Source organism: Rhodococcus rhodochrous (genome assembly GCF_014854695.1).
Classification (GTDB): domain Bacteria; phylum Actinomycetota; class Actinomycetes; order Mycobacteriales; family Mycobacteriaceae; genus Rhodococcus.
The window spans coordinates 2512295-2534104 of sequence record NZ_CP027557.1 but is presented as its reverse complement, the minus strand read 5'-3'; the positions used below and the strand labels follow the sequence as shown (position 1 = coordinate 2534104).

At 68.2% G+C, this 21810-nt stretch carries 23 protein-coding genes; 13 read left to right on the top strand and 10 right to left on the bottom strand.

The features are described from left to right. Nucleotides 1-31 precede the first annotated feature (31 nt). On the bottom strand, nucleotides 32-1273 hold the full coding sequence (locus tag C6Y44_RS11925) for an SPFH domain-containing protein (protein WP_024100834.1): 1242 nt from the start codon (nucleotides 1271-1273) through the stop codon (nucleotides 32-34). A gap of 2 nt (nucleotides 1274-1275) precedes the next feature. Further along, nucleotides 1276-1716: an NfeD family protein gene (locus tag C6Y44_RS11920; protein ID WP_060653287.1), complete on the bottom strand. Its 441-nt coding sequence runs from the start codon at nucleotides 1714-1716 to the stop codon at nucleotides 1276-1278. Between the two features lie 217 nt (nucleotides 1717-1933). Here C6Y44_RS11920 and C6Y44_RS11915 point away from each other — a divergent pair, with 217 nt between their 5' ends. The 11 genes from C6Y44_RS11915 to C6Y44_RS11865 all read left to right on the top strand — a co-directional run bounded on the left by C6Y44_RS11915 (nucleotide 1934) and on the right by C6Y44_RS11865 (nucleotide 12225). Continuing rightward, a complete protein-coding gene (locus tag C6Y44_RS11915) occupies nucleotides 1934-2569 on the top strand; it encodes a TetR/AcrR family transcriptional regulator (protein WP_159418417.1) in 636 nt (211 codons plus the stop codon). Between the two features lie 44 nt (nucleotides 2570-2613). Beyond that, the gene (locus C6Y44_RS11910; RefSeq protein WP_159418418.1) at nucleotides 2614-3477 is read left to right on the top strand and encodes an oxygenase MpaB family protein; all 864 of its coding nucleotides are present in this window, start codon (nucleotides 2614-2616) and stop codon (nucleotides 3475-3477) included. A gap of 163 nt (nucleotides 3478-3640) precedes the next feature. Beyond that, a complete protein-coding gene (locus C6Y44_RS11905) occupies nucleotides 3641-4486 on the top strand; it encodes an MlaE family ABC transporter permease (RefSeq protein ID WP_225623784.1) in 846 nt (281 codons plus the stop codon). Continuing rightward, the gene (locus C6Y44_RS11900) at nucleotides 4486-5370 is read left to right on the top strand and encodes an ABC transporter permease (RefSeq protein ID WP_060653283.1); all 885 of its coding nucleotides are present in this window, start codon (nucleotides 4486-4488) and stop codon (nucleotides 5368-5370) included. The genes C6Y44_RS11905 and C6Y44_RS11900 overlap by 1 nt, the downstream gene beginning before the upstream one ends. A 7-nt stretch (nucleotides 5371-5377) precedes the next feature. Further along, nucleotides 5378-6394: an MlaD family protein gene (locus C6Y44_RS11895; protein WP_159418420.1), complete on the top strand. Its 1017-nt coding sequence runs from the start codon at nucleotides 5378-5380 to the stop codon at nucleotides 6392-6394. Next, the gene (locus tag C6Y44_RS11890) at nucleotides 6391-7428 is read left to right on the top strand and encodes an MlaD family protein (protein ID WP_159418421.1); all 1038 of its coding nucleotides are present in this window, start codon (nucleotides 6391-6393) and stop codon (nucleotides 7426-7428) included. The genes C6Y44_RS11895 and C6Y44_RS11890 overlap by 4 nt, the downstream gene beginning before the upstream one ends. Further along, nucleotides 7428-8444, top strand: a complete 1017-nt coding sequence (locus C6Y44_RS11885) for an MlaD family protein (protein WP_120282478.1) — start codon at nucleotides 7428-7430, stop codon at nucleotides 8442-8444. The genes C6Y44_RS11890 and C6Y44_RS11885 overlap by 1 nt, the downstream gene beginning before the upstream one ends. Before the next feature lies 1 nt (nucleotide 8445). Then, a complete protein-coding gene (locus C6Y44_RS11880; RefSeq protein ID WP_120282477.1) occupies nucleotides 8446-9546 on the top strand; it encodes an MCE family protein in 1101 nt (366 codons plus the stop codon). Beyond that, nucleotides 9543-10571 carry an MlaD family protein gene (locus C6Y44_RS11875; protein ID WP_120282476.1) on the top strand — a complete coding sequence of 343 codons (1029 nt, stop codon included), beginning with the start codon at nucleotides 9543-9545 and terminating at the stop codon, nucleotides 10569-10571. Before C6Y44_RS11880 ends, C6Y44_RS11875 begins: the two co-directional genes overlap by 4 nt. Further along, on the top strand, nucleotides 10568-11518 hold the full coding sequence (locus C6Y44_RS11870; RefSeq protein WP_159418422.1) for an MlaD family protein: 951 nt from the start codon (nucleotides 10568-10570) through the stop codon (nucleotides 11516-11518). The genes C6Y44_RS11875 and C6Y44_RS11870 overlap by 4 nt, the downstream gene beginning before the upstream one ends. After that, on the top strand, nucleotides 11515-12225 hold the full coding sequence (locus C6Y44_RS11865) for a hypothetical protein (RefSeq protein ID WP_192378848.1): 711 nt from the start codon (nucleotides 11515-11517) through the stop codon (nucleotides 12223-12225). Before C6Y44_RS11870 ends, C6Y44_RS11865 begins: the two co-directional genes overlap by 4 nt. Nucleotides 12226-12237: 12 nt before the next feature. On the opposite strand, the gene C6Y44_RS11860 is transcribed toward C6Y44_RS11865, so the two are convergent. After that, the gene (locus C6Y44_RS11860; protein ID WP_159418424.1) at nucleotides 12238-13071 is read right to left on the bottom strand and encodes a DUF3097 domain-containing protein; all 834 of its coding nucleotides are present in this window, start codon (nucleotides 13069-13071) and stop codon (nucleotides 12238-12240) included. Between the two features lie 82 nt (nucleotides 13072-13153). Between C6Y44_RS11860 and C6Y44_RS11855 the strand changes: the two genes are divergently transcribed. Continuing rightward, nucleotides 13154-13963: a hypothetical protein gene (locus tag C6Y44_RS11855; protein ID WP_159418425.1), complete on the top strand. Its 810-nt coding sequence runs from the start codon at nucleotides 13154-13156 to the stop codon at nucleotides 13961-13963. Between the two features lie 34 nt (nucleotides 13964-13997). Here the strand turns inward: C6Y44_RS11855 and C6Y44_RS11850 are convergent, their stop codons facing one another. Further along, complete coding sequence (locus C6Y44_RS11850; protein ID WP_159418426.1) at nucleotides 13998-14828, bottom strand: class I SAM-dependent methyltransferase; 831 nt, start codon at nucleotides 14826-14828, stop codon at nucleotides 13998-14000. 169 nt (nucleotides 14829-14997) lie between these two features. Between C6Y44_RS11850 and C6Y44_RS11845 the strand changes: the two genes are divergently transcribed. Next, entirely contained in the window at nucleotides 14998-15678 is a 681-nt protein-coding gene (locus C6Y44_RS11845; protein ID WP_159418427.1) for a winged helix-turn-helix transcriptional regulator, read from the top strand. Nucleotides 15679-15691: 13 nt separating this feature from the next. On the opposite strand, the gene C6Y44_RS11840 is transcribed toward C6Y44_RS11845, so the two are convergent. The 6 genes from C6Y44_RS11840 to C6Y44_RS11815 form a co-directional block, all read right to left on the bottom strand. Beyond that, nucleotides 15692-16768, bottom strand: a complete 1077-nt coding sequence (locus tag C6Y44_RS11840) for a ferrochelatase (protein ID WP_159418428.1) — start codon at nucleotides 16766-16768, stop codon at nucleotides 15692-15694. A 22-nt stretch (nucleotides 16769-16790) separates the two neighbouring features. After that, entirely contained in the window at nucleotides 16791-17597 is an 807-nt protein-coding gene (inhA, locus tag C6Y44_RS11835; RefSeq protein WP_016694069.1) for an NADH-dependent enoyl-ACP reductase InhA, read from the bottom strand. A gap of 46 nt (nucleotides 17598-17643) precedes the next feature. Continuing rightward, nucleotides 17644-18393: a 3-oxoacyl-ACP reductase FabG1 gene (fabG1, locus tag C6Y44_RS11830; protein WP_016694070.1), complete on the bottom strand. Its 750-nt coding sequence runs from the start codon at nucleotides 18391-18393 to the stop codon at nucleotides 17644-17646. A gap of 65 nt (nucleotides 18394-18458) precedes the next feature. Further along, complete coding sequence (locus tag C6Y44_RS11825) at nucleotides 18459-19439, bottom strand: VWA domain-containing protein (RefSeq protein WP_006551517.1); 981 nt, start codon at nucleotides 19437-19439, stop codon at nucleotides 18459-18461. Beyond that, entirely contained in the window at nucleotides 19436-20395 is a 960-nt protein-coding gene (locus C6Y44_RS11820; RefSeq protein WP_120282469.1) for a DUF58 domain-containing protein, read from the bottom strand. Before C6Y44_RS11820 ends, C6Y44_RS11825 begins: the two co-directional genes overlap by 4 nt. Then, nucleotides 20392-21753: an AAA family ATPase gene (locus C6Y44_RS11815; RefSeq protein ID WP_159418429.1), complete on the bottom strand. Its 1362-nt coding sequence runs from the start codon at nucleotides 21751-21753 to the stop codon at nucleotides 20392-20394. The genes C6Y44_RS11820 and C6Y44_RS11815 overlap by 4 nt, the downstream gene beginning before the upstream one ends. Nucleotides 21754-21810 lie beyond the last annotated feature (57 nt).

Genomic DNA, 21810 nt, shown 5'->3' with positions numbered 1-21810 from the left:
CGGCGCGCCCTCCCACTCGAATCGGTTTCCGTTACTGCTGTTGCGGCGGCTCGGCCGGCTGCTCGGATGCGTCGTTCGTCATCCAACGCTGCGCCGGCGGCGTTGCGGGCAACGCCGACTGTCCTTCACCGGCACCCCCCTGCGTCCCCTCCGTGGCGAGACCCGTCCGAACTGCGGGGTCGACCGGCTTGCGCGCGACCGCCTCGGCTTCGGCGACGGCCTGGGCCACCTCGGGGTCGCGCTTGGTCGCGAACCAATCCTCGACCTCGGCACTGTCGTCCTCGGGCCGTTGCAGTTCCTCGTCGACAGGACTCGGCTCGAAGCGGAAGACGCCGTCCTCGCCGGGCGCGCCGAGCGTCCGCGCGAATCCTTCGAGCGCCTTGCCGAAGTCGCTCGGCACCACCCACATCTTGTTCGCATCGCCCTGGGCCATCTGCGGCAGGGTCTGCAGGTACTGGTAGGCGAGCAGCTCCGGAGTGGGCTTGCCGGCCTTGATCGCTGCGAACACCTTCTCGATGGACTTCGCCTCGCCCTGAGCCTCGAGGTAGCGCGCCGCGCGATCACCCTGCGCGCGCAGGATCCGCGACTGCCGGTCGGCCTCGGCTTCGAGGATCGCGGCCTGCTTCGCACCTTCGGCGGAGAGGATGCGCGACTGCTTGTCGCCCTCGGCGGTCTTGATCGCGGATTCGCGGTGACCCTCGGCCGTGAGGATCATCGCGCGCTTCTCACGGTCGGCCTTCATCTGCTTCTCCATCGATTCCTGGATCGACGGCGGCGGATCGATGCTCTTGAGTTCGACCCGGGCGACACGCAGGCCCCATCGGCCGGTCGCTTCGTCGAGCACACCGCGGAGCTGGCCGTTGATGGAGTCGCGCGAGGTGAGCGTCTCCTCGAGGGTCATTCCACCGACGACGTTGCGGAGTGTGGTGACGGTGAGCTGCTCGACCGCGGCGATGTAGTTGCTGATCTCGTAGACGGCCGCCTGCGGGTTCGTCACCTGGAAGTACACGACCGTGTCGATGCTCAGCGTCAGGTTGTCCTGGGTGATGACCGGCTGCGGCGGGAACGAGACGACACGTTCGCGTAGATCGACCTTCGCGCGGATGCGGTCGACGAAGGGCACCAGGAAGGTGAGCTGACCCGACGCCGTCCGGTAGTACCGGCCGAGACGTTCGATGACCGCGGCCTCCGCTTGCGGTACCAGCGATACCGATTTGGCCACGACCACCACGACCAGTGCCACCACTACGGCGAGCACGATCAGAGCTTCCATCCTCAGACACCCCTCCACACGACGGCAGTCGCGCCGTCTATCTGCATCACTGTCACTGTCGTTCCCGGCTCGTATACCTCGGTGGCGTCCAGCGGCCTGGCGGTCCACACCTCACCGTCGATCTTGACGCGCCCGGAATGCTCCCCCACCTGCTCGAGGACCAAGGCGTGCTTGCCCGGGAGAGCGTCGATCCCGGTCGGCAGAGCGGGCGGCTGGGAGTACCGCCGCCTCAGCATCGGCCGGACACCGAGCAGCAGAACCAGCGAGGTCACGGCGAAGATCACCGCGTCGATCCAGACGGGCAGATCGGTCACCGCGGAGACACCGCCGGTGACGAGCGCTGCACCGCCGAGCATGAGCAGCGCGAAATCGCCCGTGAGCGCTTCGCCGGCCGCCAACGCCACTCCGGCGATCAACCAAATCAATGCGGCCACGATCACCATCGAACCACAAATCGGACATCCTGGCAGACGCCCTGGTGGAGGAAACGGTCTCGGCTCCTCGTCTTGGATGCTGTTTCCCGCAGGGGAGATCTCAGGGCCGGAGATTCTGTATTTTTCTTTTTTCCGTCCCGACCGGACTCCCGCCTCGCTCCATAAGTGAAGTTAGCCGAAACACATCCTTTTGCCGTTGTGAGATCGGTGATACCGTCCCCGAACTATGGGTATCACCCCCGTGCGTTCGCTCCTCGTGGGAGCGTTGATCGGCCAGAGCGCCGACGCCGATCCGACCGACACCGCAATCCTTGCGGCCACCATCCGCTGCCTGAGCCATCACGGCCTCGAGCGGACGACCGTGGCCGACGTCGCGGCGGAGGCCGGCGTCGGCCGCGCGACGGTCTTCCGGCGGTTCGACACCAAAGAGGAACTGCTCGGTCGCGCGTTCGCGTGGGAGCTCGATCAGCTCGTCACGCGGTTCCACGCCGCCATCGACGACATCGAGGACCCGTACGAGCGCGCGGTCGAATGGATCGTCGAAGCGGTCCGTACCGTTCGCCACCACCCGGTCGCACGACGATTCGTCGACGACGGAGCCGCCCTCCCCCTCCTGCACGATCCGCAGATCACCGCCGCGCTGCTCACGTCGGTCCGCCACGAACTCGACCTCACCGCACAACGGGCGGGGATCACGTTCGACACGGCCACCGCCGCGGAGATCGTCTCGCGATTCTTCGCGAGCGTGTGGCTCGCACCCGATCTGGGCAGCGCCACCGCAACCGACGACGGGGTACGACGGGTGGCCCGGACCATGCTGTCCTTCCTGATCGTGCCCTCGACGCCCTCCACCGACAGCTGATGTCCGCATCCGTTCCCCAGCCATCGAACCCGAGGAGTCCGGCAATGGAAGTCACTCCCGCACAGCGTGTTCGCGCAAACATCGAGGACGACGTACCCGTCGCCGACCGCACCTTCGTCCGGTTGCTGGCAGATCGCCGCATCTGGCCGATGTTCCTGTTCCGGGCGCTCTCCCTCCAGGGCACCCACCCCACCGTCATGGTTGCGCTCGAACAACATTCGAAGTCGTTCACCGAGCCGTCGGTACGCGCGGAGAACACCCTCGCGTACACCTACCGCATCTACTTCGGCGAGAACGTCGCCGATTCGGCACGCGAACTGCGGGAGATGCACCGCCCCATCACCGGACTCGACTACGAAGGCCGGAGATACCACGCGTGGAACCGCGACGTGTGGACGTGGGTCCACCTCACCACCATCGAATCGCTCATCTACGCGATCGAGGTCTGCTTCGGTCCGCAACCCGCACCGGAGGTGGAGGCCTTCTACCGGGAGAGCTGCCGGCTCGGCATGCTGTTCGGCGTCCGTGAGCAGGACATGCCGGACGACGTGGCAGCTCTTCGCGCCTACGTCGACCGAGGGGTCGCCGACAAGCTCGCGATGTCGCCCGGAACCCGGCGGATGCAGCAACTCGTCGACGAACAGGACGTGATCGCAACCCTCGAGCCGAAACTCGCCGCACTCCCCCGGCCCCTTCCCGCCGTCCTCGAGAAGTTGACGGGGCGGCCGGTGAAGACGTTGATGTTCGGCGCATTCCCCGAATCCGTCCGCCGGATCTGGGGAGTGCCGTGGAGCGCGGCCCGCGAACGTGAGTTCCGAGCGATCCTCGCACTCATGCGCGTCGGCTCCCGGCTGGTTCCCGAGCGCCTGCGCATGATCCCGGAAGCCCGCGCCGCGCTGGGGATCTGACCCACCGGTCCTCACCGCCGTACACGCGTCCGCTCGTAGCGGACGCGAGCCGATGCTGCAGTCGTCGGCCGTCCCGCAAGTACCCGACTCGGGTATCCGGTTGCTTCCGTGCCCGGTTCCACCCAGTACCAATCGATTCAGTGTCAGTTCATCAGGGGGCTCGATGAAGACCTCGCGACCCGCGGACGCAGACGTCCGGGGCGAGCGGCCGTTCGGAGGTGCCGTGGTCACACGCACCGCCGATTCCACACGCACATTCGGACGCACGCTCCGTCTGGGGTTCCGCTCCACCGCATACCTGATCGTCGACATCGCACGCGGTCGTTTCCCGATGCGGGAAGCAATCGTTCAGGGATGGTTCTTCATCTCCGTCTCGGCCGTGCCCGCAGTTCTGGTGGCGCTGCCGCTCGGCGTCGTCATCGCCGTCCAGGTCGGCAGCATGACCGACAACGTCGGCGCCAACTCCATGGCCGGCGCGGTGGGCGGCATGGGAGTGATGCAGCAGATCGCGCCCCTGGCCGCGGCCCTGCTCATCGGTGGTGTCGGTGGTTCGGCCATCTCGGCCGACCTCGCCTCGCGCACCATCCGGGAGGAGATCGACGCGCTGCGCACCCTCGGCATCGACCCCCAGCGCAGGTTGGTCTCCCCCCGCATCCTGGCGATGGTCGTCGTCGCCCCGATGTTGTCGGTGCTGATCATCCTCATGAGCATCCTTGCGAGCTTCGCCGTGGCCTCGCTCGGCCAGGGGGTCGCCCCCGGCTCGTACTGGTTGTCGTTCGGCAGTTTCGCCTCGACCACCGACCTGATCGTCTGCCTGTTCAAGGCCGCGGTCTTCGGTTATGTGGTGGCGATCATCTCCAGCCAACGGGGCCTCGAAGCCAAGGGTGGCCCGAAGGGCGTCGCGGACAGCGTCAATGCGGCCGTGGTGCTCAGCATCATCGCCTGCATGGTCGTCAACCTCTTCATCACCCAGGTGGTCCTGATGTTCGTCCCCATGAGGTTCCTCTGATGAGCGCCACACGCAGCGGATCCGTTGCCACGCCGTCGCCCTATCGTCCCCGCGGTCTGCGGTGGACGCGCCACGCCGGCCGGGCGTGGAACCCGATCGAATCCCTCGGGCTCTACCTGCACTTCGTCGTCGTCTCGTTCCGCGGCATCGGCCACGCCCTGCGCCGCAACCGCCGCCAGACCGTCGCCATCTTCACCGACCTGACATGGGGCAACGGCCGCGCAGTCATCGTCGGCGGAGGCGTCGCACCGGTACTGGCCATCCTCGGCATCGTCGCCGGGGCGATGGTCGGTCTCGTCGGCTTCTCCGCACTCGACATGCTCGGGATGGGACCGCTGACCGGCGCCATGTCGGCCCTGGCGAATCCACGCGAGCTCGCTCCCCTCATTGCGGCGATCGGATTCGCCGCCCAGGCCGGCTGCCGCATCACCGCCGAGGTCGGCGCCATGCGGATCTCGGAGGAGATCGACGCGCTCGAAGCCCAGGCCATCGACTCGATCCCCTACGTCGTCTCCACCCGGCTCATCGCCGCCGTCGGCGCCGTCGTCCCGTCCTATCTGATCGCGCTCGCGCTCGGATTCGCCGCCACCGGCGCGACCGTCACCGTGGTGCAGGGTCAGGGGTCGGGCGCCTACGACCACTACTTCCACATGTTCACCGAGCCGATCGACCTGATCTACTCGCTGGTCAAGGTGATCGTGTTCGTCCTGGTCGTGACGCTCGTGCACGCCTACCAGGGCTATCACGCGAGCGGTGGTCCCGAGGGGGTCGGGATCGCCTCGGGCAGGGCCATCCGGGCGAGCCTCGTGCTGATCGTGACCACCGACATGGTGCTCACGCTCGTCATGTGGGGCCTCGACGCGACGATCAGCTTCTCGGGGTGAGGAATCAGTGAGCGCAGCACAGTATTCGGGCTTCGGCCCCAGTCGCCGCGGACTGCGGATCCGCGGGCTCGCCGTCGTGGTCGCCGCCGCACTCGTCGTCACCGTGGCCTGGTGGGCGTCGCAGCCCGACCGCTCCGGTGAGGTGCAGTTCGCCGTCACCGCATCGAATCTCGGCGACGGAGTCTCCACCGACACCGCCGTGCGTCTGCGGGGCATGTCGATCGGATCGGTGATCGAGGTCGAACCGCAGGGGCCGCAGCAACAGATCGTCACGCTCGGTGTCGACGAGGAGCACGTCGACGAGCTGTCGACGGCGATGCACACCCGTTTCGTCTCGTCGAACATCTTCGGCTCCACCGCACTCGAACTCATCCCGATGCCGGGCGGCGAGCCGATCCGAGCCGGCAGCACCCTCGCCCTCGGCGATGTCGGGGACTACACCGTCACCACCGTGCTGCGCGATTCCGGTCGTCTCCTGCTCGACGTGGTCACCCCACAGCTGTCGGACTCGATCGACAGTGCCGCCGAACTGACCCAGCAGATGGCGCCGCTGCTCGCCTCGTCGCTGCTCGTGATGCGCAACATCGCCCGCACCCAGAACGAGCCGCTCAGTGAGCTGCTGCCGAAATTCGCGGATGTCTCCGAAGGTGTCGCGGCGTTCACCCCGTCGGCACTGAACACTCTGTCGGCCATCGCGTCCGTCGAGGAACTCGAGGACGATTTCCGCACGCAGCAGGCAAGCGAGACGATCACCGAGGTCTCGCATCTGGTGCTCGCACTCTCGGGTGAGATCGTCGGCGCGCTCGGCCCCACTTCGTCTGCCGTCGACATGCTGCTCGACATCCTGATCCCGCTGAACCAGAGCCTGGGAGGGGTCACCCCCGATCAGGTCGACAGGCTCGTCGACGGCGCAGACGGTGCCCTGCAGCACCAGGGCGACCGGGTGGTCCTGGGGGTGGACGTGCTCGTCGACACCTTCCCGGCCTTCCGGGTTCCGCTCGAAACCACCGGGGGTACCCGATGAGAACTCCACGCCAGGCAGCCGTCCGGCTCGCCCTGCTCGCCGGCGTCGTCGTCCTGATCATCGTGCTGATCGTGCAGGCGATCGAACGTCCCGTCGGCGGATCGACCGTCGCCTACAAGGCCCAGTTCGGTGACGTCTTCGGCCTCAAGGAGAACGCCGACGTGCGCCTGCGGGGCGTACAGATCGGCAAGGTCACCGACATCTCGGTGTCCGACGGCAACCGTGCGCTCGTCGACTTCACGGTGCTCGAGGAGTACCGTCTGCGCGAGTCGGACCGGCTGCTCGTGAAGTTCCAGAACCTCACGGGCCAGCGCTATCTCGAACTCGATCGCAGCGAGGAGAGTGGCCAGGAGGTCGACCCGTCGGGGCTGGTCGTGAACACCGTCGACTCGTTCGACATCACCACGGTGTTCAACGGGCTCAAACCGCTTCTGCGCGAGGCCGATCCGGCCGTCTACAATCGGCTCGCCACGAATGTGGCCGCGTTGATCGAGGGCAGCGAGTCCAGTCCGACCCCGGTGATGCGCGACATCGCCGAACTCGCGAGCTACGCCGAGGACCGCAGCGCGCTGATGAGCACCCTGCTCGACAACTTCACGGCCCTCAACGAGCAACTCGAAGGCCGGTCCGAGAATCTCGAGAACATCCTCGAGGTCTTCCATTCGATCTTCACACCGCTGGTGACACGTATGACCGAGTTCCTGTCCCTGACCAAGCTCGGTGCACTCGAGATGGCGGAGGTCGACCGCACGGTGAACCTGCTCTCCCAGCTCGGTCTCGGCGCGCCCGCCGAGCACGAGGGATTCCTCGAACGCAACGATGATTTCATCGTCCGCGTGGACCAGGTGATCCCGGATCCACAGACGGCCATCGACACCCTGTCGGTGCTGCCGGGGATCTTCGAGGGCATCAATTCCCTGGTGCCGCGCGTGGACGAGTCCCGACAGTGCAGCAACGGCGCGGTGCAGTTGCCGATCGAGGCCGACATTCTGCTCCAGGGCCGTCCCCTGACCATCTGCAACGGAGGTGCCTGATGCGCACCCGTCTGTTCGGACGACTCGACTTCGGCGCCGAGGACGCCGATCCCCGCACCCAGATGTGGTGGGCGCTGTCGGGTCTGATCGTCCTCGCCCTCGTCGCGGGAATCGTCCTCGTGCTCTATCTGCGACCGGTCGGTTCGACGACCTACCGGCTCGAACTACCGGAATCGGCGGGGCTCGCTGCCGGCGACGACGTGCGCATCGCGGGTGTGCCGGTCGGGTCGGTCACCGGTCTGCACCTCGCCGACGACCACGTCGACGTCGAGTTCACCGTGGACTCCGAGCATTTCGTCGGCGACCAGACCTCCGTGTCGGTGCGGATGCTCACTCCCATCGGGGGCCTGTACCTCGCGGTGCACCCGGCCGGCCGGCAGCCGCTCACCGAACCGATCCCCGAGAACCGCGCAGCACTGCCGTTCCTGGTGAACGACATGTTCGAGGAGGCCACCGAGGTGGTGGAAGAACTCGACACGCAGGCACTGCGCACCGCCCTGGACAAGACCGCTGCGCTGCTCGGCGAATCCCCGGATTCGGTGCGGATCACGGTCACCGATCTCGAAGCCGTCATGGACGTCATCGCGAATCAGAAGGACCAGATCGAAAGCCTGCTCGAGCTGTCCAACGAATATCTCCGCACCGCCAACGACAACAAGGAACTCGCGCTCGAGATCATCCGCGGCTACGCGATCCTCGGCCCCAAGATCGTCGAGGCCCATCAGGACGTGAAGATCTTCGCCGACGGGCTCTCCGGGCTCGCCGGGCTGCTGTTCGACTTCCTCAGCGGCCCGTACCAGGAAAAGGTCGAACCGATCATCCCGCATCTCGTCGAAGCCGCCGACAGCAGTGCGGAACTGTCGGCCTCCGTCGAGTCGATGACGGAATCCCTCCGTGCCACCCTCACGGGACTCGCGGCCGTCGCCGGTCCCGAAGGCCAGGCCCTTGTCGACCAGAGCGGACTGACGGTCCAGCGACCCGACGTCTGTCTCCCGATGCCGGGAACACGGTGCTGACGTGCGAACACTGACGACGACTACACGACGACTCGTTCCCGCGGTGACGGTCGTGGCGCTGGCCGTAGCCGGCGCGACCGCCTTCTCCGCGACCTCGGGGGACGACACCTCGATCTGCGCGTACTTCGAGGACTCCTACGGCCTCTACCCCGGTTCCCCGGTCACCATCCGCGGGATCTCGGTCGGGACCGTGGACCGGATCGAACCCGACGGTGCGCGCGTGCGCGTCGACATGACCGTCGGTGACCGCGAGCTTCCCGCCGAGACCGGCGCGGTGATCACCAACGCGTCCATCCTCACCGACCGCAGACTCGAACTCGTCGACGCCGATCCCCGGCCGGGACCGACCCTGTCGCGGGAGACGTGCATCGACACGGCGCACACCCGCACCCCGGTCAGCGTGTCGGACGCGCTCGGATCGTTCTCCGAACTCGTGCGGCAGATGACCGAGCGCGGACCCGACGGGACCGCGCCGCTCGAAACCGCATTGAAGGACGCCGGACGCGAGTTCGAGGACCTGGGACCGACACTCAACCGCGAACTGCGCGACCTCGCGGACCTGCTCTCCTCCCCCGACAACTTCATGGACCAGCTGGGACAGATCCTCGACAACTCGGCCGAGATGACGACCCTGCTCACCGGCGACTGGGAGAACGTCAAGTCCACCATCCAGACGTTCGCCCCGGGCCTGGCGGGCATCGAGCAGATGCTCGTCGTGGCGAAGATCCTCGTCGAGAAGCTGTCACTGGCCGTCGGACCTCTCGACCGGCTGTTCAACGAGCACTTCCCGTACCTGATGAACGCCCTGAACTCGACGCTGCCCACGCTGACGATGCTGCGCACCCAGGCGGAGAGCTCGAGTGAGCTGCTCGCCACCATTCCCGGCACGATCACGATGCTCGAGACCATGGTGCAGTCCCACCCGGGGTCGGTCGCCGTCGAACTCGATCCCGCCCGCGCCGAGGTGCCGACCCCCGATGCCGCGCTGACGTGCACAGCACTCGAGCAGATCGCACCCGACAGCTGCACCGTGGTGTCGTCCCGCTCGGTGTCGGTGCCGCTGCCTCAGCTGGTCCTGTCGACGATCGGAGCAACGCCGTGACCCGTTCGTTCTCCCGGTCCCGCCTTCTCATCGGTGCGGTCCTCACCGCGCTGGTGGCATTGTGCGGATGCAGTTTCGACCCCAGCGACCACGCGCTGCCCGGCTCCGGGGTGCGCGGACCGACCTACCGGCTGAACCTCGAATTCGAATCGCTGCTGAGCCTGCCGGCCGGGGCGGACGTCCGCTCCGAAGGCATCTCGGTCGGCACCCTGCGGGCGATCGATCTCGAGCCGCACAGCGCCGTTGCCCGGATCGACGTGCGCGAGTCGGTGGTCGTGCCCGCGGGCACCCGCGCCGAACTGCGGCAGAACACCGTGCTCGGCGACATCTACGTCGCTCTGCTCCCCCCGAAGGACGGCAGCGGCGCACCCTTGCAGGACGGCGACACGATCCCGTTGCAGGACACGGATCCGGGTCCGCAGATCGAGGACATGCTCGAACGCATCGCGATGTTCGTCAACGGCGGAAGCCTGACCCGCCTGCAGGATTCGCTTGCGCGGCTGAACGACGTGCTGCCCGAGGACACGCAGGAGACCCGTGAGTTGTCGGCGGTCATCTCCAACGATCTGAGCGAGGCCGCCGCGAACATCGACCAGATCGATCGCATCGTCGTCGCGACGGAGGACCTGTCCCAGCGTCTCGATGCCGCACGCGACGACGTGGGGTTCCTGTTCTCCGACACCGCACGTCGGCGTCTCGACCGGGTGCCTTACTTCATGGAGGCCGTGCTCAACATCGTCATCGACGTGAACACCATGGTCACGGGCCTGGAATGGTTGATCCCCCGCCTCCCGCACATCAACGACAACCTCGAGATCCTCACTCCGCTGCTGCGCGAACCGTCGCCGAACGCCACCGAACTGCGCGGCAACGCAGCAGAACTCGTGGAGCTCGTCGACGAGAAGCTCGTCCCCTTCCTGCTCGAACCCGGCATCGACATCCGTGAGGTGACCATCGCCGGTAACGAGGGGAGTCCGGCGGCCGACGGACTGGTTCTCCTGCGCATGATCGGAGCGATCCCGTGACCCGAATTCCGGCCTGGATGTCCGCACTCGCCCTGGCCCTCGTGATGATCCTGGGAACCTGGTATCTCGTCGTCGGTGTGCTGCAGATCGATCCGACCCAGCGCCGCGTGCACGCCGTGGTGGACATGCGCGACGCGGCAGGACTGCGCACCGGATCGAGCGTCGTCTACCGCGGGGTGAACATCGGACGGGTCGACGGCATGGAAAACCTCGACGGTTTCGTCCGCATGAACATCTCTTACGAAGCCGAACACCGCATCCCCGTCGACAGCACCATGCGCGTCGAGAACCTGTCGTCGCTGGGCGAACCGGTGTTCTCGTTCCTCCCGGCCTCGACCCAGGGGCCCTATCTCGAGGACGGCGCCCACCTGACCGAGATCGTCGAGCTGCCCACCTCGGTACCCGATCTCCTCGCCACCACCTCGGAGCTGCTCGAACAGACCGACGCCGAGTCGCTGAACGAGCTCGTCGCGACGTTCACCGAATCGGTTGCGGGTCTCGAGGAGACCATGCCCGCGGCGGGTCGTGGCGCCGAGCTGCTGCTGTCGACCCTGACCCGGCACGAGGGATCGCTGGAAACGGTACTGAGCGACCTGATGTGGATGATGGGCGATGTGGACTGGGTGCGACCCGCGATGGTCGCGGCGCCTCCCATGCTGGACCAGTTCGGTGAGACCCTCGGTGTCTCGTACGAGTACCTCTTCGAGGGGTCCTCGGTACTGAAGGGTGAGGAGATCCTCGGCTCGTGGCGCGAGGAGGAGATCGAACTCGCCGACTTCCTCAGGAGGTTCGCACCCGAACTCGGCGCGATCGGTGTCGCGCTCCGCCCGGTCACCCAGGCCGCCGGTTCCGTGGTGGGCCGGATGGATCTCGGTACCCTGCTCGAACAGGCCATCGCGACCATGCCGGGCGACAGTGTCCGATTCACCGTGAACGTACCCCGATGAAGAAGGAAGAAATCGTCATGTCGAACACCGGAGCTTCGAACACCGGACCTTCGAACACCGGGCCCTCGAACATCGGGGTCACCGAACAGGAACCGGCCGTCTCCGCCCCTACCGCCACTGCCACCGAGTCGGGAAGTCGCGGTCCGTGGTGGTCGTCGGTCCGCACCCTCGCGGTCGTGACGGTGCTCGCCGTCGTCACCGCGGTCACCTTCGGGGTGCTGTGGGCGACCGACGACTCGTCCGAGCAACTGCAGGCCCTGCAGAGCCGGCTCGACACCGAGGCCGAGGCCGAAGCCGTCGCCTCCGACTACGCACTGAGTGTCTCCGAGGTCGACTTCCGTGACCTCGACGCCTGGCGGGCGGCGCTCACCGACGGCGTCAGCGAACAACTCGCACCGAAACTCGAAGGGGCCGTGGACGTCGTGGCTCCGTGGCTGACGCAGATGGAGTACACCGCCGAGGCCCGTCTGCTCGCCGCCGAGGTGGCGAGCAACGACGGCGACACCTTCGTCGTGCAGGTCTTCGTCGACATGATCTCGAAGAGCAAGCAGACACCCGACGGCGTCGCCGCCACCGCGACCTACACGGTGACGATGGACCGCGCGTCGGACTGGACCATCACCGACGTCGGCGGAGTGGGCACCGGCCTGCCGGGCGGCGCCGGGGAGTCGGAACCTGCGCCGCCGCCGGCGGACGGGGGCCGCTGACGTTCCGGTCGGTCAGCCCTCGTCGGGTTCGGTGACGAAGTCGACGAGGCGCTCGACGGCGCCGATGAGGTGCGATTCGAGATCGCGGAACGAGTTCACGGCGTTGTAGACGCGCCGCCAGCCGTCCTGCGGGGTGCCCCAGCCGAGTTCACGGCAGACGCCGGTCTTCCAGTCCTGTCCGCGCGGGATGGAGGGCCAGGCGTCGATGCCCACGGCCTTCGGTTTCACGGCCTGCCACACGTCGATGTAGGGATGGCCGGTGACCATCACGTGCGGACCGAGATTCGCGGTGAGACGCTCCTCCTTGGATCCGGTGACGAGGTGGTCGGCGAGCACACCGACACGCCGGCCCGGGCCGGGTTCGAACTCGGCCAGCCTGGCGCCGAGATTGTCGAGGCCCTCGAGTTGTTCGACGACCACGCCTTCGACCCGCAGGTCGTGCCCCCACACCCGTTCGACGAGGGCGGCGTCGTGCACGCCCTCCACCCAGATCCGGCTTCCCCGCGCCACGCGTGCGCGCAGACCCTCCACCCGGGTGGATCCCGAGGCGGATCTCGTCGGTGCGGAGGCGGGACGGATCTTCGGCTTGACGAGGGTGACGGGTGCTCCGTCGACCAGGAACGCCGCGGGTCGCATCGCGAACAGGCGGGTGCGTCCCTGCGCGTCCTCGAGCCGCACGAAGTCGCCGTCGTAGGTCTTCTCGATTCCCACGATCGCGCCGCACCAACCGGATGCGGCGTCCTCGACGACGACACCGCGCTCCGCTGCGAGTTCGGGAACGGCCTTCTTCTTGGTGCGGGCGTGACCGGCATAGATGTCGCCGCCGTAGATATCGCGTGGGCTCACGCCAGTCGACCCTAGGACATCGCGCGGGGCCGCTCGCGCTGCCACGCCGGACCGCCGTGCGCGGTCGCCGTATGCTTTCGGGGTGAGTTCTCCGAGCCTGACGCTGACCGTGTGGGCGGGGTCGTGGCTGTCCGGTCACGCCTCCCCCGACGATGTGATCGACGCGCTGCACGGATGGGCGCCGATGCATCTCGTGGGTGCCCACGATGCGGCGACGGCCTCCGCGGCGGATCTGCCCGACAGGGGTGTTGCCGACGGTGCCGCCCTGCTGCTCACCCTGATCCGCCGCGTCGACACCGCCGCCGGCGCGGGTCTGCACCTCGTCCTTCCCGCCCCGGGCGACGTGCGCGCGCTGCCTGCCGGTACGGCGTTCGCCTCCGCGGCGCTCGCGGCCGGTGAAGGCGTCGTTGTGGGAGCGCCCGGAGCCCCGGGGCTGGGTCTGGTACCCGTGATCGAGGGTCCGGACGTCCTACGGTGGAACGTCTTCACGCTGCCGGCGGTACCCGAGATCGCCGTCGACGGGGGTCTCGGTGCCGCCGAGTTCGCGATCCGCGAGGCGGTGCGTGATGCCGCCTCCGCGTTGAGCGGAATCCCGACGGTGGGCACCGACGGGCGCCGCACCGATCCGCGGACGGAGATCGCCGAGGAGGTCGCCGAACTCGCGCGGCACCGCTATCCCCCGTCACTGCCCGCACGTGCCGTGCGCGTCCTCGACACCGCAGACCAGGTCGCGGCGATCCTCGCCGTGGCCGGTCGCGGAGGGGGTCTGCGGGCCGGTTCGGTGTCCGCCGCCACCGGCCGCGAGGGCGCGCTGCAGCCGCTGTGGGCCGCGGTGCGTGAGGCCCGCACCGGTGCGGTCGCGGCGGCTCTGCGGGCCGAGCACCATCGCTGACCGCACCGGCAGTACGCGTCGACTCCAGTGCGCGTCAACTCCGTTGCGCGGTGACCAACAGGTACTCCCAATTCATCGCTCCCCCACCGAGATCGTGACGCTGGGCGAGTTCGAGCAGGTCGAGATCGAGAGCCGCGACCCGTTCGTGATCGTCCGCGATGTTGCGGTACACCGCGATGGTGGGGCCGTAGGCGGACTTGAAGAACTCGCGGAAGTCCTCCCCGGTCGTGAAGCGTTCGACGCGCAGGTTCTCGGTGCGTGCCTGCAGGTCGGTGACACGGTCGCCGATCAGCTCGCGCACGTGCACCTCGTCGCCCCACAGCGGCGGCGGCTGTGCACCCGGCGGGGGCGGTGGCGCATACGGTTTCATCGTCGCGAACATCTGCCCGATGAAGCCGGTGGGGGTCCAGCTCAGCAGGCCGATACGTCCGCCCGGGCGGGTCACCCGGAGCAGTTCGTCGGCCGCGGCCCGGTGGTGGGGCGCGAACATCACTCCCACGCAAGAGATCACGGCATCGAAGCTCGCATCATCGAACGGGAGTGCTTCGGCGTCGGCTTCCTGCCAGTCCAGCGTCGCACCTGCCGCTTCGGCGTCACGGCGGCCGACCTCGAACAGTTCCGGGGTCAGGTCGGTCGCGAGCACTCTCGCACCGGTGAGCGCGGCGGGGATCGACGCATTGCCCGAGCCGGCGGCGATGTCCAGGACGCGGTCGCCCGGACCGATTCCGGTCGCGGCCACGAGAGCGGGGCCGAGTTCGGCGATGACCTCGGTCGCCACCGCCGGATAGTTGCCGAGTGCCCACATCGCCCGGTGCTTGGCCTTCAGGGCGAGATCGGCGTCGTGTGTCGTGGAGATGTCGGTCATCAGAGGATTCCTCCTGTCGAGGGACCCGGCTTCGGCGCCGTCTCGGAGGCGGCCCGGGTCACAGATCGACTGTAGGAACGCGGACGCGGTGTCCTCCAGTACACAATCTGTACTGCACAGCCGCACATCCGTGCTGGTCGTGGCGGTCCGACCGGCCTACGATCCGATCATGGGCCCGCCCTACCACCAGTTCTGTCCCGTCGCCAAGGCGATGGAGTTGTTCGACGAGAGGTGGACGCTGCTCGTAGTGCGCGAACTCGTGCTCGGCAGCGAACGGTTCAACGACCTCCGGCGCGGCCTGCCCCGTATGTCGCCGACGCTGTTGTCGAAGCGGCTGCATCAGCTCACGGCGGCGGGCATCGTGCGGCGTCTCGAGGACAGAAACGACGTCCGGTACGTGCTCACCCCGGCGGGACGCGATCTCGAGACCGTCGTCGACGCACTCGGTGCGTGGGGCACGCGGTGGACCGGGAAACTCGGTGACGTCGACCTCGATCCGCGACTGCTGATGTGGGACATGCACCGGCACGTCGACCATGCGGCCCTGCCGGAATCCCGGGTGGTCGTGGAGTTCGCCTTCCCGACGGTCACCCACGCGTCGCGCCGGTGGTGGATGGTCATCACGCCGCACGACGTCGACGTGTGTGACGAGGACCCGGGCTTCGAGGTCTCGATCCGGGTGACGACGGGACTGCGGGAGCTGACCGAGATCTGGCGTGGCGAAGCGACCTGGCCGGACGCATTGCGCTCGGGCGCCGTGGTCGTCGACGGTCCGAGCACCCTGCGCCGGTCGCTGTCGCGCTGGTTCGACTCCCCTCTGGCCTCACCGGTCGGGCACCCCGCCCGGTGAGGCGCGGAGGGATCTATCCGTTCGCGGCGGGACGGGACGGGCGTTTCGGCGGCTCGCAGCACCCGACGGCGCACAGGCTCCCGTTGCACGCGGCCCCGAGCAGCGGTTCGGTGCCGCAGCGACGGGCGGTGATCCCGTCCCGCTGTTCCTCGACGAGTTCGCGGACGAGTTGCGCGAAGCGCGGGTCGGTTCCGGCCGTCGCCGCACGAGAGAAGCCCATGCCCAGCTCAGCGGCCCGGTCGCGAGCCTCGGTGTCGAGATCCCACACGACCTCGAGATGATCGGAGACGAACCCGACCGGCACGACCACGACGGCGCGGACTCCCCGTTCGTGCAGGGCGTCGACGTGGTCGACGATGTCGGGTTCGAGCCACGGCACCTGTGGCGGACCGGACCGCGACTGCCACACCAGGTCGTAGTCGTCCTCGCCGAGCGCCTCGGCCACCAACCGCGCCGCTTCGGCCACCTGCCGGCTGTAGAGATGCCCACCCTCCTCCGGCGGACCACCGGTCGCGTCGAAGGAGTTCGGAACGGAGTGCGCGGTGAACACCACGCGCGCGGAATCGCGCACGTCGTCGGCGAGTTCGACGCGGGCGGCGCGCACGGCGTCGGTGACGGCGTCGAGGAACAGCGGGTGGTCGTAGAAGTGCCGCAGCTTCGTCAACTGCGGGGCGTTCTCGACGGCGTCCCGTGCCCGCGCGATGTCCTCGTGGTACTGCCGGCATCCCGAGTAGCCGCCCCAGGCGGAGGTCGCGAACACCAGGGCGTTGCGGATCCCGTCGTCGCGCATCCGCGCGACGGTGTCCTCGACCATGGGATGCCAGTTGCGGTTGCCGAAATAGATCGGCAGATCGATACCGTGCGCGTCGAACTCGGCGCGGACGGCGTCGATGATCGCCCGGTTCAGGGCGTTGATCGGCGAGACACCCCCGAAGTGCAGATAGTGCTGCGCAACCTCGTCGAGTCGTTCCGGTGGGATCCCCCGTCCGCGGGTGACGTTCTCGAGGAACGGCCGCACGTCGTCGGGTCCTTCCGGTCCGCCGAACGACAGCAGCATCAGCGCGTCGTACGCCCCGGGGGTGTTCGTCATGAAAGTGCCTTCCGTCGTACGGTCAGCTGCCGAAGCCGACCTGGGAGTGGAAACCACCGTCGACGTAGACGATGGATCCCGTTGTCCCGGGTAGCCAGTCGGACAGCACCGCACACACGGTCTTCGCCACAGGCGTCGGGTCGTCGACGTCCCAGCCGATCGGGGACGCGGCCGACCAGCCCTCGTTCAAGCGGTTCATCTCCGCTCCCGGGCCGGTCGCGTCGCCCGCGATGGCCTTGGCCGCGAGCGTCTTGATCGGGCCGGCGGCGACGAGGTTCGAACGGATGCCGCGCGGGCCGACCTCCTTGGCCACGTAGCGGTTCACCGACTCGAGCGTCGCCTTGGAGACACCCATCCAGTTGTAGAACGGCACGGCCCGGGACGGGTCGAAGTCCATTCCGACGATCGAACCGCCCTCGTTCATGACGGGCAGGACGGCCTTGGCGAGCGCGCCGTAGGAGTAGGCCGACACCTCGAGTGCCACCGCGACGTCCGTCCACGGCGCGTCGAGGAACGGGCTGCCCAGGCAGGACCGGGGTGCGAAACCGATGGAGTGGACGACACCGTCGATCCCCTCCGGTGCGAGTTCGCGGATCTTGTCGGCGAGACCGTCGAGATCCTCCTGGTTCTGCACGTCGAGGCTGATGGCCGGCGGCACCGGCTGCGGGAGACGCTGCGCGATCCGGTCGATCAACCGGAGTCGCTCGAAGCCGGTGATGATCACCTTCGCGCCCTGTTCCTGCGCGGCCTTCGCGGTGTGGAAGGCGATCGAGGCATCGGTGATGATGCCGGTGACGAGAATGGTCTTGCCCTCGAGCAGTCCGCCCATGAGTGTATCGGTCCTCCAGTGAGATTCGGATGTGGTCGCGAGACCGTCAGTGGCCCATGCCCATGCCGCCGTCGACCGGGATGACGGCGCCGGAGACGTAGGCGGAGTCGTCGGAGGCCAGGAAGCTGACGACGGCTGCGACGTCCTCGGGCTTGCCGAGTCGCTGCAGCGGGATGAACTTCTTCGCGGTGTCGCGCAGGTCGTCGGACAGATCCGCAGTCATGTCGGTCTCGATGAAACCGGGAGCGACGACGTTGGCGGTGATCGATCGCGAACCGAGTTCGCGGGTGACCGAACGGGCGAGACCGATGACACCGGCCTTCGAGGACGCGTAGTTGATCTGACCGGCCTGCCCGGCGAGGCCGACCACGGAGCCGAGGAAGATCATGCGGCCCCAACGGGCACGGAGCATCGCGCGGTTGGCGCGCTTGGCGCACCGGAAGGCGCCGGTGAGGTTCGCGTCGATCACCGAGCTGAACTGGTCCTCGGTCATGCGCATCAGCAGGGTGTCGTCGGTGATGCCCGCATTCGCGACGAGCACCTCGACGGGACCCTGATGCTCCTCGACTTCCTTGAACGCGGCGTCGACCGAGTCGGCGTCGGTGACGTCGCATCGCACACCGAACAGGCCGTCGGGCGCGCCCGAACCGCGGTGGGTGACGGCGACCTTGTGGCCGTCGGCCTGCAGGCGACGGGCGACGGCGAGGCCGATCCCGCGGTTTCCACCGGTGACGAGGACGGATCGGGGGGTGACACCCGCGCGCGTGGACGCTGCGGCACTATCTGCGTCAGTCATGCATTCCAACCTATCTGGTGGTCTGTCCGGGACGGAAAACGCTCCGTGAGCGTGCACAAGGTGGATCAGGGCAGCCGCTGGCGCAACACCATCGCCGCGCCGAGCCCCGCGATCACCGAGAGCGCTCCGAGCATGAGCCACGGACGACTGGCGTCGCCGCGGGTCGTCTCGAAGCCGATCTGCTCCTCGAGCGTGTTGTAGGCGTCCTCGAGTTCCTCGAGGCTCGCCGCCGTGAAGAAGCTCCCACCCGAGAGATTGGCGATCTCCTTGAGCGACGGGTCGTCGACGGGCACGGGGATCCGATCGTCCTCGATGGTGACGGTGCCCGTCTGCGTGCCGAACGAGATGGTCGAGACCGGGATTCCCTTCTCCGCCGCCTGTCGCGCCGCGGTGAACCCCCCGCGGGGATCGTCGGGACTCTCGGGGACGGTCTGCTTGCCGTCGGACAGCAGCACGATCCGCGCGGGCGGCGCCTGGTCGCTACCGCCGAGCACGGCGGCGAGCGTGTCGATCGACTGCATCGCCGTGAAGATCGCCTCGCCGGTCGCGGTGCGCTCGCTGAGCTGCAGGTTGTCGATCGCGGACTTGCTCGCCTCCCGGTTGGTGGTCGGCGAGACCAGGACCGAGGCGGTACCCGAGAACGCGACGAGACCGAGGTTGATGCCGGGTGTCAGGTCGTCGGCGAACTGCTTGGCCGCCTCCTGAGCGGCGGCGAGTCGCGTGGGTGCGACGTCCGTGGCCTCCATCGACAACGACACGTCGATGACGAGCACGACCGTGGCCCGGTTGCGCGGCACCCGCTGTTCGGCGGTCGGGCCGGCGAGCGCCACGGTGAGGAAGACGAGGCCGACGAGCAACAGTGCGACGGGAATATGCCGAGCGCGTCCCGGGCGGGCGGGCGCGACCTTCTCGAGCAGCTCGAGATTGGTGAAGCGCAGCGTGTTCGTCTGGCGCCGGCGCTGGACCAGCACGTACGCACCGCCGAGGGCGGCGACGACGAACAGCAGCAGCAACCACCACGGTGAAGTGAAACCGGACAGGCTCATCGTCCCCCCTGCCGTGCGGGTGCGCCGAAGCTGTGCCGCCGGGCCGCGACGAACCGCACGACGTCGCCGATCCAGTCGCGGTCGGTGCGCAGCGTCAGCACGGGTGCACCGGAACTGCGCAGTGCCTGGTGCACGGCCGCGCGATGCTCCGCGGCCGCCTGCGCGTAGTCGGCCCGCAGTTCGGGAGTGGTCGTGAATTCGCGGGTGCGGCCCGTCTCCGGGTCGTGCAGCACCACGTCGCCCAGATCGGGCAGTTCGAGGTCGCGGCGATCGATGATCTCGACGGCGAGCAGTTCGTGCCGGCCGGACAGCGCCCGCAGGGAGCGCTCCCAGTCGAGCGGACCCAGAAAATCGCTCACCACGACGGCCAGACCGCGGCGGCGCTGGGGGCGTCGCAGCGACTCGACGAGGCCTTGGAGATCGCCGCGGGTCCCGTCGGGTGCATGCGGGGTGGTCGCGACGGTACGCAGCAACGACTGGGCGTGCAGCCGCCCACCACGCGCGGGGACGCGGACGGTCTCGTTGCCGGTGGAGATCACCGCACCGATCCGATTCCCGCCACCGGTGGTCAGATGCGCGAGCGCGGCCACCGCTGCGATCGCCAGGTCGCGCTTCTCGCACATACCGGTACCGAAGTCCAGGCTGGCCGACAGGTCGACCGCGAGCCACGTCTCGAGTTCCCGGTCGGCGACGGTCTGCCGCACGTGCGGGTGCGTCGTGCGCGCAGTGACCGACCAGTCCATCTGCCGCACGTCGTCGCCCGGCTGATACTCGCGGGCGTCCCCCGGTTCGGAACCCGGGCCCGGGATCAGACCGAGGTGGTCGCCGTGCAGGACGCCGTCGAGACGGCGCCGCACGGTGAGCTCGAGGGTGCGGAGCGCGGCGGTGAGCGCGGGATCGCGCAGTTCACCGGACCGGAACCGCGGTGGCGACCCGTCGTGAGGACGTGTGCTCACCGCGCGCCCGCACCTCCCTGCGGACCGGGTGCACCGACGGGCGCCTGCTGACCGGCAACGGTCCGCGGATCGGCGGGCGCCGGGCCGGGGGTCGCGGTCGGCACGGGTGCGTTCGCCTGGGGCGCGACCTGCGGAAGACCCACCGTCTGCAGGATGCGGGTGATGATCTGGTCCGGGGAGACGTCGTCCGCGAGCGCGTCGTAGGACAACACCAGGCGATGGCGGAGCACATCGGGGATGACGTCGACGATGTCCTGCGGTACCACGTAGTCGCGACCGCGCACGAGCGCCAGGGCACGCGCCGAGGAGATGATGCCGAGCGTCGCGCGGGGCGAGGCGCCGTAGGCGATCCAGCCCTGCACATCGTGCAGGCCGAGTTCGGCGGGCCGACGCGTCGCGAAGATGACCCGCACCACGTAGTCGACGAGCGCGTGGTGCACGAACACACGTCCGGCGATCTTCTGCAGGCGCAGGAGCTGCTCGTTGTCGAGCACCTGCTTCGGTTCGGGAGCGGCGACACCCATCCGGTAGACGATCTCGCGTTCTTCCTCCACCGTCGGGTAGTCGACGAGGACCTTGAACAGAAAGCGGTCGCGCTGTGCTTCCGGGAGCGGGTAGACGCCCTCGTTCTCGATGGGGTTCTGCGTCGCCATCACGAGGAACGGCTCGGGCATCGGGAAGGTCCTGCCACCGATGGTGACGTGGCGTTCGGCCATCACCTCGAGCAGCGCCGATTGCACCTTCGCCGGGGCGCGGTTGATCTCGTCGGCGAGCACGAAGTTCGCGACGACCGGTCCGAGTTCGGTGTCGAACTCCTCGCGTCCCTGCCGGTAGATGCGGGTACCGACGAGGTCGGTCGGCACGAGGTCGGGGGTGAACTGGACGCGGGAGAACGATCCACCGACGACCTTCGCGAAGGTCTCGACGGCCAGCGTCTTCGCGACACCGGGAACGCCTTCGAGCAGCACGTGCCCGCGCGCGAGCACACCGACCAGCATCCGCTCGACCAGCAGGTCCTGGCCGACGATCACGCGCTTGACCTCGTAGATGGCCCGTTCGAGGAGACGGACGTCGTCGGCCGGGTCGTACGCCTTCGCAGGAGCGTCGCCGGGTTTCCGCATGTTCGCGCCGGCTGCCGGCTGGGTGTTCGTACCGGCCGCCGGCTGAGTGTTCGCACCGGTCCCCTGCGGAGCCGGCTGAGCGTTCGCGCCGGACCCCTGCGGAGCAGGACCGTTCGCGCCCGCCGCCTTCGGCGCCGACGCGGCACCCGCCGCAGCCTGGTTGTTCTTGCGTCCGTCGTTACCGCTCTGGTCGCCCGGCGTTGCCGAACCGGACGTCCCACCCTCGCGTGAGGTCACCAACAATCCACCGCTTTCGCCTACGTCGCTCCGCTGGAAACACCTGCTGCACCACTA